The sequence below is a fragment of the Solwaraspora sp. WMMD406 genome, assembly GCF_029626025.1.
GTDB lineage: Bacteria > Actinomycetota > Actinomycetes > Mycobacteriales > Micromonosporaceae > Micromonospora_E.
Window position 1 is genome coordinate 3,495,507 of the sequence record NZ_JARUBF010000001.1, and the last position, 12,899, is coordinate 3,508,405.

General features: G+C 71.3%; 10 protein-coding genes. 3 read left to right on the forward strand and 7 right to left on the reverse strand.

The features are described 5' to 3' along the window. Positions 1-29: 29 nt before the first annotated feature. Genes pgl through tkt form a run of 6 tightly spaced genes read right to left on the reverse strand, consistent with a single transcriptional unit; the run spans position 30 to position 8,328 of the window. Positions 30-803: a 6-phosphogluconolactonase gene (pgl, locus tag O7632_RS15695; protein WP_278115136.1), complete on the reverse strand. Its 774-nt coding sequence runs from the start codon at positions 801-803 to the stop codon at positions 30-32. Further along, on the reverse strand, positions 800-1,810 hold the full coding sequence (locus O7632_RS15700) for a glucose-6-phosphate dehydrogenase assembly protein OpcA (RefSeq protein WP_278115137.1): 1,011 nt from the start codon (positions 1,808-1,810) through the stop codon (positions 800-802). Before O7632_RS15700 ends, pgl begins: the two co-directional genes overlap by 4 nt. Continuing rightward, entirely contained in the window at positions 1,807-3,321 is a 1,515-nt protein-coding gene (zwf, locus tag O7632_RS15705) for a glucose-6-phosphate dehydrogenase (protein WP_278115139.1), read from the reverse strand. Before zwf ends, O7632_RS15700 begins: the two co-directional genes overlap by 4 nt. 35 nt (positions 3,322-3,356) lie before the next feature. Next, positions 3,357-5,006 (reverse strand): glucose-6-phosphate isomerase, encoded by a 1,650-nt coding sequence (locus tag O7632_RS15710; RefSeq protein WP_278115140.1) that lies wholly within the window; start codon positions 5,004-5,006, stop codon positions 3,357-3,359. Further along, positions 5,003-6,181, reverse strand: a complete 1,179-nt coding sequence (gene tal / locus O7632_RS15715) for a transaldolase (protein WP_278115141.1) — start codon at positions 6,179-6,181, stop codon at positions 5,003-5,005. The genes O7632_RS15710 and tal overlap by 4 nt, the downstream gene beginning before the upstream one ends. Positions 6,182-6,192: 11 nt before the next feature. Next, positions 6,193-8,328 (reverse strand): transketolase, encoded by a 2,136-nt coding sequence (gene tkt, locus O7632_RS15720; RefSeq protein ID WP_278115142.1) that lies wholly within the window; start codon positions 8,326-8,328, stop codon positions 6,193-6,195. A gap of 446 nt (positions 8,329-8,774) precedes the next feature. Here tkt and O7632_RS15725 point away from each other — a divergent pair, with 446 nt between their 5' ends. From O7632_RS15725 to O7632_RS15735, 3 genes are all read left to right on the forward strand, one after another. Further along, positions 8,775-9,704 carry a heme o synthase gene (locus O7632_RS15725; protein WP_278120076.1) on the forward strand — a complete coding sequence of 310 codons (930 nt, stop codon included), beginning with the start codon at positions 8,775-8,777 and terminating at the stop codon, positions 9,702-9,704. Positions 9,705-9,944: 240 nt separating this feature from the next. Then, a complete protein-coding gene (locus tag O7632_RS15730; RefSeq protein ID WP_278115144.1) occupies positions 9,945-10,277 on the forward strand; it encodes a hypothetical protein in 333 nt (110 codons plus the stop codon). A 104-nt stretch (positions 10,278-10,381) separates the two neighbouring features. After that, entirely contained in the window at positions 10,382-11,323 is a 942-nt protein-coding gene (locus O7632_RS15735) for a hypothetical protein (protein ID WP_278120077.1), read from the forward strand. 27 nt (positions 11,324-11,350) lie between these two features. On the opposite strand, the gene O7632_RS15740 is transcribed toward O7632_RS15735, so the two are convergent. Beyond that, positions 11,351-12,865 (reverse strand): APC family permease, encoded by a 1,515-nt coding sequence (locus tag O7632_RS15740; RefSeq protein WP_278115146.1) that lies wholly within the window; start codon positions 12,863-12,865, stop codon positions 11,351-11,353. Positions 12,866-12,899 lie beyond the last annotated feature (34 nt).

Sequence of the window (12,899 nt, forward strand, 5' to 3'; positions counted from 1 at the left end):
GGCGGCCACCACATCACAGGTTTCCGAGGCTAGCCAGCCGAGGTCGGCGCGGTGACCAACTCGGCGGCCGCTGCCTGGTCGAGCAGCCACCAGGTGCGCCGCACACCGCGTACCCCCGCTGCCGGCACCGTGACCGGGTCGGCGCCGCCGTACGCGCGGCCGACCGCCGCCGCCTTGTCCGCCCCGGCGGCGACCAACCACACCTCGTCGGCGGTGTTGATCGTCGGCAGGGTCAACGTGATCCGGGTCGGCGGCGGCTTCGGGCTGTCCCGGACCGCCGCGACCGGGCGGGTCTCGCCGGTGACCGGATGGTCGGGGAACACCGACGCCACGTGCCCGTCTTCGCCGACGCCGAGCATCAGCACGTCGAAGCGGGGCAGCGGGGCCGTACCCGGGCCGGCGGCCACCCGGTCGAGCACGGCGGCGTACCGGGCGGCGGCGGCCTCCGGGTCGTCACCATCCGGGCCGTCCGACGCCGGCATCGCGTGCACCCGTCGGGGGTCCAGCGGCAGGACGTCGAGCAGCGCCGCGCGGGCCTGGGTCTCGTTGCGGTCCGGGTCACCGGCCGGCAGGAACCGCTCGTCGCCCCACCACAGGTCCACTCGGGACCAGTCGACGGCGAGCCGGGCCGGCGACTCGCCGACCGCGCGCAACACGGCCGCCGCGACCCGCCCGCCGGTCAGCACCACCGAGGCCTCGCCCCGATCGGCCTGGGCGTCGATCAGCCGTACGACGAGCCGGGACGCCACCGCGCTGGCCAGCACGGTGGCGTCCGGGTGCACCACCAGCGTGGAGTCGCTCACGAGCCGCTCCGGGCTGGTTCCGCCGCAGCCGCCACCGGCTCGGCCGGCTTCGCCGGGTCCTTCCAGATGTGCACCCGCTTGCTGGGCCGCGCCGACAGCTCCGGCAACCCGGCGAGGGTGCCGAGCGCCTCCGAGTAGACCTGGTCGGCGTCGAGCCGGCGCAGCTCCTCGGCGAGTTCCTCACCGAGCGGACGCCGGACCAGCGGCATCTGCCGTTCCTGCTGCCCGGTCCGGGTGAACAACGCCGAGCCGTCCTCCCGGACGATGCTGAGCCCGTCGCCGTTGGCGCAGGCCAGCTCTACCGTGCGCATCCGAGGTGACTCGGTGGTTTCCTCCCATCGGGGGGTGATGCCGAGCCGGGCCGCCAGCCAGCTGATCATCAGCGCGGCGGTCGGGTCGGCCCGGGGCGCGGTCACCGTCGCGCCGATGATCTGCGCCTCGGTGGTGTCGAACGCCCCGGCCACCAGGGTGCGCCACGGGGTGATCCGGGTCCAGGCCAGGTCGGTGTCGCCGGGCGCGTAGTCGACCGCCCGCTGCAGCAGCGCCTGCACCGGATTGGGGGCCTGGGCGGAGTCGGTGATCCGCCGGTCGGCGACCACCCCGAGGTAGTCGTTGGCGATCTGCTCCGGCGGTTCGCCGTGCCACCAGGTGACCACCGGGACGTCGGGCACCAGCAGCGGCATCACCACCGACTCGGCGTGCAGCGCCAGCCGACCGGAGGTCCGCATCACCACCGCCTCGCACGGACCCAGCCGGCCACCGACGACGACTTCGGCGTCGAGCCGGCTCTGCTTGCGGTCGATGTCGGAACGCACCACGACCAGCAGCCGGCACGGGTGGGCGGCGGCGGCGATGGTGGCCGCCGCTTCCGCTTCCCGTACCCGCTTCTCGTCGACCACGACGATCAGGGTCAGCGCCATCCCGCTGGCCACGCCGCCGGCGCTGCGTCGCTCGGCGGCCAGTGCCTTGACCACCTCGTTGCCGGTGGTGTCCCACAGGCTGATCATGCTCTCCTCCAGGACCGGCCCTCGCGGGCCAGCATCTCGTCGGCGGCCCGGGGACCCCACTCGCCGGCCCGGTACGGTTCCGGCTGGGTGCCCTGCCAGGCCTCTTCGAGGGGGTCGATGACCCGCCAGCTCTGCTCCACCTCGGCGGCGTCCGGGAACAGCGTGCGGTCGCCGATCAACACGTCGAGCACCAGCCGTTCGTACGCCTCCGGGCTGGCTTCGGTGAACGCCTCGCCGTACTGGAAGTCCATGGCGATGTCGCGGACCTCCATGGTGGTGCCGGGCACCTTGGCGCCGAACTTGAGCACCACGCCTTCGTCCGGCTGGACCCGGATGACCAGCTGGTTGTGACTGAGCATCTCGACGTCGGTGCGGTTGAAGGGCAGGTGCGGTGCTGTCTTGAACATCACCGCGACCTCGGTCACCCGCCTCGGCAAACGCTTTCCAGCGCGCAAATAAAACGGTACCCCCGCCCATCTGCGGTTTTGGATGCCCAGCCGCATCGCCACGTACGTCTCGGTGGTCGAATCGGCCGGCACGTTCGGCTCCTCCAGGTAACCGACGGCCCGTTGCCCGGCCACCCAGCCCTTGAGGTACTGCCCCCGTACGGTGCCGGCGGAGACGTCGGCGGGCAGGCTGATCGCCCGCAGCACCTTGAGCTTCTCGGCCCGGATCTCGGCGGCGTCGAAGCTGGTCGGCTCCTCCATGGTGACCAGGGCCAGCAGCTGCAGCAGATGGTTCTGCACCACGTCACGGGCCGCGCCAGTGTCGTCGTAGAACCCGGCCCGGCTGCCGATGCCGACGTCCTCGGCCATGGTGATCTGCACCGAGTCGACGTACTTGGAGTTCCACAGCGGCTCGAACAGGTTGTTGGCGAACCGCAGCGCCATGATGTTCTGGACTGTCTCCTTGCCCAGATAGTGGTCGATCCGGAACACGTCGTCGCGGGTGAAGACGTCGTCGACCAGGTCGTTGAGCGCCTTGGCCGACGGCAGGTCGTAGCCGAACGGCTTTTCCACCACGACCCGCCGCCAGCCACCGCACCGCTCGTTGTCGGCCATCCCGGTCCGGGCCAGCTGCTTGAGCACCTGCGGGAACGACGACGGCGGGATGGAGAAGTAGAACGCGGCGTTGCCGTGGATGCCGTGCGACTGGCGGAGCCCGTCCAGGCAGGCCGAAAGCTGGTCGAACGCCGCGTCGTCGTCGAACGAACCGCCGACGAACCTGATGTTGCCGGCCAGCCGCGCCCACACCTCTTCCCGCCACGGGGTACGGGCGTGTTCCTTGGCCGAGTCATGCGCCAGCGACTCGAAGTCGCCGTCGCTCCAGTCCCGCCGGGCGAAGCCGACCACCACGAAACCGGGTGGCAGCAGGCCCCGGTTGGCCAGGTCGTAGATGCCGGGGAGTAGTTTCTTGCGGGCCAGATCACCGGTGACGCCGAAGATCACCAGAGCGCAGGGCTCCGGGATGCGCGGCAGCCGCCGATCCTGCGGGTCGCGCAGGGGATTCACGTCGCCTCCTCAGTCCGTTTCTTCCGGACCAATTGTCAGCTGGGCAGGTTTCGAATCGTGTCCAGGAGTTGGGCGACACCGGCGGCCCGATCGGTCAGGTGCAACCGCAGCAGCGGCCGTCCCCGTCCGGCCAGGGCCTCGCGGTCCCCGGCGGCCTGCGCCGCCTGCAGTTCCCCGAAGCTGTACGGGCGGCCGGGCACCGGCAGGTCGTCGGCGACCGCCCCGGTGATCTGCAGGAACGAGCCGACCTGCGGACCCCCCTTGTGGTACTGGCCGGTGGAGTGCAGGAACCGTGGCCCCCAGCCGAAGGTCACCGGCCGGCCGGCCGCCCTGGCCAGCAGCGGGCGGACCGCCGCCGCGTCGGCGTCACCGAAGCGGTCCAGGTAGGCCATCACCGCCAGGTAGCCGTCGTCACCGATCCCGTCGATCAGCCAGCGCAGCGCGCCGGCCAGCTCACCGGGCAGACCGGCCGTCCCGTACACCTCGATCGCCCCGTCCACGTACGCCGGAGCCTCCGACGGGGGTCCGGCGTCCAGGATGCGGTTGGTGTTCTCCTTGGACTCGGTGACGTTCGGCTGGTTGAACGGGTCGATGCCGAGCACCCGTCCGGCGACGGCGGTGGCGTACTCCCAGACCAGGAACTGCGCGCCGAGCGGGCCGTTGACCGCCAGGTCGGGCCGCACCCCACCGCCGGGAACCCCGCCCGGCTGGCCGGAACCGCCGTAGGTGACGGTGAGCACGTCCGACCCGGTGACGCCGGGGGAGTCCGGTGCTTCGACGACCACCGGCAGGATGCCGACGCCGTCCTTGCCGGTGGACTCGGCGATCAGCTGTTCGATCCAGTCGCCGAGTCCGTCGATGCCGGTGCCGTCGGAGACCAGCGCGATCTTGTCCCGGCCGGTGGCGGCGGCGGCACCGAGCGCCGCGCCGAGCGCCAGCCCGGGATTGTCCCGTTCCTGCCCCAGCGCCTCGGCGAGGGCGTCGGCCTGGTCGAGCAGTTCGACCACGTCGACCCCGGCCAGCGCCGACGGGACCAGCCCGAACGCGGTCAGCGCCGAGTAGCGGCCGCCGACCTCCGGATCGGCGAGCACCACGAAGGCACCCATCTCCTCGGCGGTGGTCGCCAACGGCGAACCCGGGTCGGTGACGATGACGAACCGGCGGCCGGCCTCCGCCTCGCTGAGTCCGGCGTCGAGAAACGCCTGCCAGTACGCCCGCCGGTGACTGTCGGTCTCCACCGTCCCGCCGGACTTGCTGGCGACCACCACCACGGTGCGGTCCAGCCGGTCGCCCAGCGCCGCCCGTACCTGGTGCGGGTCGGTGGTGTCGAGCACCGTCACCGGCTTGTCCATGGTGCGGGAGATCACCTCGGGAGCCAGCGACGAGCCGCCCATGCCGGCCAGCACCACGTGGTCGAGGTCACCGAGTTCGGCGCGCAGCTCGGCCAGCTGCGGCAGCAGGTCCCGGCTGCGCCGGAAGGTGTCCAGCCAGCCGAGTCGGATCTTGGCCTCCGCCTCGGCCTCCGGCCCCCACAGCGTCGGGTCCTTCGCCATCAGCAGGCCCGCGACGTCGTCGCCGACCAGTGCCGCCCGGGTGGAGGCCGCCGCGCTGGCGTCGACGGCGTCGGCACCGTAGACACTCAACCCGGCGGCGGCCTCCACCCCGCCGTCGAAGAAATCGCTCATGCGTTGCCTCCGGCCTGCTTGGCGGCGGCGGCGTTGTCCTTCGCCGCCGCGTTCGGTTCCCCGGCACCGGCCGCCGCCGCGTCCAGCGACGACCGCACCCCGTCGAGCAGCTCCTGCCAGCTCGCCTCGAACTTCTGCACGCCCTCGGACTCCAGCACCTTGACGACGTCGTCGAGGTCGACGCCGACGGCGGTCAGGTCGTCGAGGACCTGCCGGGCCGCCGGGTAGGAACCGGTGACCGTGTCACCCCGGGTCTCGCCGTGGTCGGCGTAGGCGTGCACCACCGACTCCGGCATCGTGTTGACGGTGCCGGGGGCGATCAGCTCCTCGACGTAGATGACGTCACGGTAGGCCGGGTTCTTCGTCGAGGTCGACGCCCACAGCGGACGCTGCGGGTGGGCGCCGGCGTCGGCCAGGGCCTGCCAGCGGGCCGACGAGAAGATCTCCGCGTAGCGCTCGTAGGCGAGCTGGGCGTTGGCGATGGCGGCCTTGCCCTTGAGCGCCTTCGCCTGCTCGCTGCCGATCTTGTCGAGCCGCTTGTCGACCTCACTGTCGACCCGGGAGATGAAGAACGACGCCACCGAGCCGATGATGGTCAGGTCGTGCCCGTTGGCCTTGGCCTGCTCCAGCCCGGCGAGGAACGCCTCCATCACCGCGACGTAGCGGTCCAGCGAGAAGATCAGCGTCACGTTCACGCTGATCCCCTCGGCCAGGGTGGCGGTGATCGCCGGCAGCCCGGCCTCGGTCGCCGGGATCTTGATGAACAGGTTCGGCCGGTCCACCAGCCACCACAGGGCCTTGGCCTCGGCGACGGTCTCGGCGGTCCGGTACGCCAGCCGGGGGTCGACCTCGATCGACACCCGGCCGTCGACGCCGCCGCTCGCCTCGTACGCCGGGCGCATCACGTCGCAACCCCACCGTACGTCGTACGTGGTGAGCATGCGGACCGCCTCGTCGACGCTGACGCCCCGGGCGGCCAGGTCCCGCAGCTGCCAGTTGTACTCGTCGGCGTTGGCCAGCGCGGCGGCGAAGATGGTCGGGTTGGTGGTCACGCCGGCGACGTGCTTCTCGCGGCGCAGCTGGTCCAGGTTGCCGGTGCTGAGCCGTTGCCGGGACAGGTCGTCGAGCCAGACCGCCACGCCCGCGGCGGTGAGCTCGCCCAATCGGTCCGTCATCAGGAGCCTCCTCAGTTTCCGGTGGTGGTGCCGGTGATGGCGCCGACCCGGGTCAGCGACGCGTGTGCCGCCGCTACCACCGCGTCGGCGGTGAAGCCGAACTGCTCGAACAGCACCTGGTACGGCGCGCTCGCCCCGTAGTGTTCAATGCTGACCGACTCGCCACAGTCGCCGACCAGACCGCGCCAGGACATGCCGATCCCGGCCTCGACGCTGACCCGGGCCTTGACCCCGCGCGGCAGCACGGACTCGCGGTATGCCTCGTCCTGCTCGGTGAACCACTCCTGGCAGGGCATCGACACGACCCGGGTGGGGGTGCCTTCGGCTTCGAGCCGCTCGCGGGCGGTGAGCAGCAGCTGCACTTCCGAGCCGGAGCCCATCAGGATCACCTCGGGCTGGGCGTTGCCGGCCTCGGCCAGCACGTAGCCGCCCTTGCGGACCCCTTCGGCCGAGGCGTACGTCTCCCGGTCGATCACCGGCACCGCCTGGCGGGTCAACGCCAGCGCGGTCGGCCGGTCGGTGTGCTCCAGCGCGACCCGCCACGCCCAGGCGGTCTCGTTGGCGTCCGCCGGGCGGACCACGTCGAGGCCGGGGATGGCGCGCAGCGCCGACAGGTGCTCGATCGGCTGGTGGGTGGGGCCGTCCTCGCCGAGACCGATCGAGTCGTGCGTCCAGACGTAGACCACCGGCAGCTTCATCAGCGCGGCCAGCCGGACCGCCGGGCGCATGTAGTCGCTGAACACCAGGAACGTGCCGCCGTACGGGCGGGTGCCGCCGTGCAGCGCGATGCCGTTGAGGATCGCCCCCATGGCGTGCTCGCGGATGCCGAAGTGCAGGGTGCGGCCGTACTCGTGGCCGGGGAACTCCTTGGTGGCGTACTCGGCCGGGACGAACGACGGCTCGCCCTTCATCGTGGTGTTGTTGCTCTCCGCCAGGTCGGCCGAGCCGCCCCACAGTTCCGGCAGCTCCGGCGCGAGGGCGCTCAGCACCTTGCCGGAGGCGGCCCGGGTGGCGACCCCTTTGGGGTCCGCCGGCCAGTCCGGCAGCGCGTCGGTCCAGCCGTCCGGCAGGGTACGGGTGGCGAGCCGGTCGTGCAGCGCCTTGTGCTCCGGGTTGGCCTGCGCCCAGGTGTCGTAGGCCTCGGTCCACTTCGCGTGTGCCTGCCGACCCCGGTCGAGCACCTCACGGATGTGGGTGAGCACCTTGTCGTCGACCGCGAAGTGCTGGGCCGGGTCGAAGCCGAGGAGTTCCTTGGTGGCGGCGACCTCGTCGGCGCCGAGCGCCGAGCCGTGGATCTTGCCGGTGTTGCGCTTCTTCGGTGCCGGCCAGCCGATGATCGTGCGCAGCGCGATGAACGACGGGCGGTCGGTCTCGGCACGGGCGGCGGTCAGCGCCGCGTACAGCGCCTCGACGTCCTCGTGGTACTCGCCGTCGCCAGCGGAACCGGCCCGCCAGTCGACGGTCTGCACGTGCCAGCCGTACGCGGCGTAGCGGGCGGCGACGTCCTCGCTGAGCGCGATCCGGGTGTCGTCCTCGATGGAGATCTGGTTGTCGTCGTAGATGACGGTCAGGTTGCCGAGCTTCTGGTGACCGGCGAGCGCGCTGGCCTCGTGGGTGATGCCTTCCTCGATGTCGCCGTCGGAGGCGATCACCCAGATGTTGTGGTCGAACACCGACTCGCCGGCAGCGGTGTCCGGGTCGAGCAGGCCGCGCTCACGGCGGGCCGCCATCGCCATCCCGACGCCGTTGGCCAGGCCCTGGCCGAGTGGTCCGGTGGTGGTCTCGACGCCCCGGGTGTGACCGTGCTCCGGGTGCCCCGGGGTCAGCGAGCCCCACTGCCGCAACGACTTGAGGTCCTCCAGGCTCAGCCCGTACCCGGAGAAGTAGAGCTGGATGTACAGGGTCAGGCTGGAGTGCCCGGCGGAGAGCACGAACCGGTCCCGGCCGGCCCAGTCCGGGTCGCTCGGGTCGTGCCGCATCACCCGGTTGAACAGCAGGTACGCCGCGGGGGCGAGGCTCATCGCGGTGCCGGGGTGACCGTTGCCGGATTTCTCCACGGCGTCGGCGGCCAGCAGCCGGGCGGTGTCGACCGCGCGGCGGTCGAGGTCGGACCAGTTCAGGGGGGCATCGTTCGGTGTAGCGGCCACGGTGGGTGTGCTCCTCGTCCAGCAGGTAGGCGGAACCCTCGGCACGACCCTATCGAGCAGGGTTGAACACGCGCCCGCCGATCTCGACAACCGGATAGCCGTGGGCCCGCCGGTCGGTGGTCGGGTCCGCCGGTCGCTGGTCGTCATGCCCGGTGGATCGGGCCTGGTGAGGTGGCCGCGAGCACCGTTCATGGGTCGGCCGGGCAGGCAAAATGCCTGCGCGTAGGCTGTCGAGGGTGCGCCGGCCGGCAGGTCGCCGCCAGTTGTGAGGTCACCCGCGCCGATGCCGGAAGGTGCAATCCGTGAGCATGGTCACCGAGCGCCCCGCCTACGACCGGGCGCGGGTCGCGTCCGCAGCCGTCACCGCCGATCCCGAGCGGATCGCCGGTGCCGACGCGGGGGTGGCAGACGCGGGGGTGAGAGCGGACACGGGGAGCGCGCTGGCCGTGGCCGGTCCGTCCGGATCCGCCGGCCCGCAGCGGGATCCGGCTGGTGGCCGCCCGACCGACCTGCTGGCGGTGGTGCGTGCCTACGTCTCGCTGACCAAGCCGCGGATCGTCGAACTGCTGCTGATCACGACGGTGCCGGCGATGATGCTGGCGGCCGACGGGCTGCCTTCGCTGGGACTGGTCGCGGTGGTGCTGGTGGGTGGTTCGTTGGCGGCCGGTGCGGCGAACGCCCTCAACTGCTTCATCGACCGTGACATCGACCAGTTGATGCGTCGGACGAAGCGTCGGCCGTTGCCGACGCATGTGGTGACACCTCGGCACGCCCTGGTCTTCGGGCTGACGCTCGGCGCGGTGTCGGTGACGCTGATGGCGGTGTTCACCAACTGGCTCGCCACCGGCCTGACCCTGGCCGCGATTCTGTACTACGACCTGGTCTACACCCTGTGGCTGAAGCGCACGACCCCGCAGAACACCTTCTGGGGTGGCATCTGCGGCGCGGCGCCGGTGCTGATCGGCTGGGCGGCGGTCACCGGGACGCTGTCTCCGGCGGCGTGGGGGTTGTTCGCGGTGGTGTTCTTCTGGCAGTTGCCGCACTTCTACGCGTTGGCCATCAAGTACCGGGCCGACTACGCGCGGGCCGGGATCCCGATGCTGCCGGTCGTCGCCTCGGTGCGGCGGGTCAACCTGGAGATCGTCGGGTTCACCTGGTTGACCGTCGCGTCGTCGCTGGCGGTGTGGCCGCTGGGAATGTCGGCGGTGTACGGCGTACCGGCGGTGGTGGTCGGCGCGGTCTTCCTCGTGGAGGCGCACCGGTTGCACTCGCGGTCCCGGCGTGGGCAGCCGGTGCGGCCGATGCGGTTGTTCCACTGGTCGACCACGTACCTGACGGTGTTGTTCGTCGCGGTCGCGGTGGACGCACTGCTCTGACCGACCTGGCAAATGTCCTTTATGTGTGATTTGTCCGCCGCTGGCCGTAGGTGCCGGAACTCGTTGTTGATCTGTGATCCGGTCGACTATTTGTCTGATTTGCGCCTGTGGTTTGCCCTATTTTGAAGGTCCGAATCGGTATTGGCTACCGGGATGCCGTGCTAAACCTTCAGGTAATTGGAGTCACAAAAAGCCGACATCTGATCGGCGAACCGCCGTTGGTCTGCTTACGCTTCCGCCATGGCAGATGGTTCCGATACGACGCTGACGACCGAGTCCGCTCCCACGGACACGCCCACCGGGCTGGTCGCCGGCATCCGGTCCTTCGCCGCCGGCCACGGCGGCGCGAAGGCGGTCATCGAATATGTCGGCAAACGTGGCGCACGGATCGTCCTGGTGGGTCAGGACGGCGCCTGGGCCGACCAGTTCGCAGACGGCACTGATGTGGCACGTGAGGCCTGTCTCAAGGCCGGAGTCGAGGTCGAAAACGAGTGGGAGCGGGAGCTGATGGACCAGATGCGTCCCAGCAACGACCTCTGGCGGTCCATGTCCCGACGCAGCCTTGCCCGCTGATCCGTACAACGAACCACGACCGGAACCGTGACTGGAGCCGCAGGTCCGTGACTGGCGAACCCCACCACAGCTCCCTGACCGGAGCGACCGAGCCGAAAGAACAGGTGACGAGCGCGACCCGGGCGACCGCCCGGGTCGCGCTCGTCACCTGTGCCGAGTTGCCCGACCTCGACCCGGACGACCGGCTGGTGATCGCACCGCTCGCCGCCGCCGGGATCGCCGTGGACGCGGTGCGGTGGGACCACGACGCCGACTGGGACTCCTACGACCTGACGGTGCTGCGATCCCCGTGGGACTACGTGCCGCGCCACGGTGAGTTCCTCACCTGGGTCCGTCGGGTGCCCCGCCTGGTCAATTCCGCCGACACGGTCGTCTGGAACACCGACAAGGGGTACCTGTCCGAACTGGCGGCGGCCGGCGTCCCCGTCGTGCCGACCCGGTGGCTGGTCCCCGGCGAGTCATGGCAACCAGCCGAGCCCGGCGAGCAACCAGCCGAGCCCGGCGAGTACGTGATCAAACCGGCGGTGGGAGCCGGCAGCGTCGACGCCGGCCGCTACCGGTTCGACCCGGCAGGCCTTGCCGGATCGCACGCCGACCTGGCCCGGGCGCACGTCGCGCGGCTACACGCCGACGGCCGGGTGGTCATGGTCCAGCCGTACCTGCCAGCTGTGCGGACGTACGGCGAAACCGCGTTGATCTTCTTCGGCGGACCCGACGGTCCGCGCTACAGCCACGCCATTCGCAAAGGCCCGATGCTGGACGGCCCGGATCGCCCGGTCGAGCAGCTGTACCGGCCGGAGCGGATCAGCGCGCGGACACCGTCGGCAGCCGAACGCCACGTCGCCGAGCAGGTGCTCGCGGCGATCCCCGGCGGACCGGCGGAACTGCTCTACGCCCGAGTGGACCTCATTCCCGGTCCGGACGGCTCACCACTGCTGGTCGAGCTGGAGCTGACCGAACCGTCGCTGTTCCTGGCCCACGACGCCGGCGCGGCCGACCGCTTCGCCGCCGCCATCGCCCACCGAGTCCGTCGGTCGCCGCGCTGACGCGGGTCCGGCGTCGGGATCCGGCGTTCAGACCCGTGTCGGGATCCGGGGTGGCGCGGCCGGTCGCACCGCCAGCGGCGCGGCGGTGGCGCTGTCGGCACCCCACCCGATCGCCCGGAACGCCTCGGGCCGTCGCGCCCGCAGCCACAGTGCCCAGCCGACCCCCGACAGCGCGGTCAACGCGTAGCCGGCCGGGAACCACCAGCGCAGCGGCGAGTCGGCCGGTAGGCCGAGCAGGTCACCGAAGCTGACCACGGTGGCGGTCAGGATCAGGCCGAGAACGGCGGCGGCCAGGCCCGGCGCCAGCCACCGCCGCCAGGCGGGCTCACCACGATGGTGTCCCAGGAAGTACCCGATCACCGCGAGCGACGCCGCGGTCATCAGGATCAGTACACCGAGGCCGCCGGTCACCGTCATCCAGAAGAACAGGTGGGTGATGGGGTCGAGCCCGGCGAAGGCGTATGTGACGATCACTGTGACCGCCAGGGTGCTCTGCACCAGGGAACCCAGCTTCGGTGCCCCGGTGCGCCGGTTGGTCCGCCCGAGAGCCGCCGGCAGCACCCGCTCGCGTCCGAGCGCGAACAGATATCGGGCGACGGTGTTGTGGAAGGCGAGCAGCGCGGCGAAGAGGCTGGTCAGGAACAACAACCGTCCGGCGTCCACCAACGGCTGGCCGAGGTACGGCCCGACCAGCGCGAACATCAGTTCGGTGCCGTGTTCGCGGGCCCGATCGACAACGGCGTCCGGTCCGGCCGCCACCGACATCGCCCAGGCCGAACCGGCGTAGCAGGCGCCGGTGATCGCCACTGCCAGATAGGTCGCCCGCGCCACGGTCCGGCGCGGATCCCGGGTCTCTTCGGCGAACACGGTGCTCGCCTCTATGCCGACGAAGCCGGCGATGCCGCCGACCAGCATGGCCGCGACGCCGGGATCGAACAGTTGACGCGGGTCGAAGGCGCTGGCCGTGATCGCGCCCTCCGCCGGGTGGGTGACCATCACCGCGCCGTAACCGAGGACCACGGCGAGTTCGGCCAGCAGCAGCCCGGCCAGGACGCGACCGTTGAGATCCACCCGGGCCAGCCCGAGAACGGCCGTCGCCGCCCAGCCGACCAGCGCGCAGACCCACCACGGTACGGCGGTCCCGAAGGTGGCGCAGACCTCGGCGGCGACCACGCCGAACGCCCCGTACAGGCCGATCTGCATCGCGTTGTAGGCGACGAGCGCGACGAACGCGGCGGCGATGCCCGGGATGCGGCCGAGTCCGTGCGCGACGTAGCTGTACATCGCTCCGGCGTTGACCACGTGCCGGCTCATGGCCACGTAGCCGACCGCGAAGATGCCCATCACCACGGCGATGAGCAGGTACGCCATCGGCACGGCGGTGGTGCCGGTGACCGCGAAACCAGTGCTGGCACCGCCGGCCACGACGGTGAGCGGGGCCGCTGCGGCGAGGACGAAGAACAACACCTGCGGTACGCCGAGCCGGGCCCGGGCCAGGGTCGCCGCGACGGTGCCGGATCGAGCGGATCGGAAATCAGACACGCGGAAGCTCCGATGACGAGTCAGGGGAAAGGGG

What these genes read in the sequence shown, in the direction of transcription:
- O7632_RS15700 (WP_278115137.1), bottom strand. Translation starts at nt 1,810, where the DNA reads ATGATCAGCCTGTGGGACACCACCGGCAACGAGGTGGTCAAGGCACTG.
- O7632_RS15710 (WP_278115140.1), bottom strand. Translation starts at nt 5,006, where the DNA reads ATGAGCGATTTCTTCGACGGCGGGGTGGAGGCCGCCGCCGGGTTGAGT.
- tal (WP_278115141.1), bottom strand. Translation starts at nt 6,181, where the DNA reads ATGACGGACCGATTGGGCGAGCTCACCGCCGCGGGCGTGGCGGTCTGG.
- O7632_RS15730 (WP_278115144.1), top strand. Translation starts at nt 9,945, where the DNA reads ATGGCAGATGGTTCCGATACGACGCTGACGACCGAGTCCGCTCCCACG.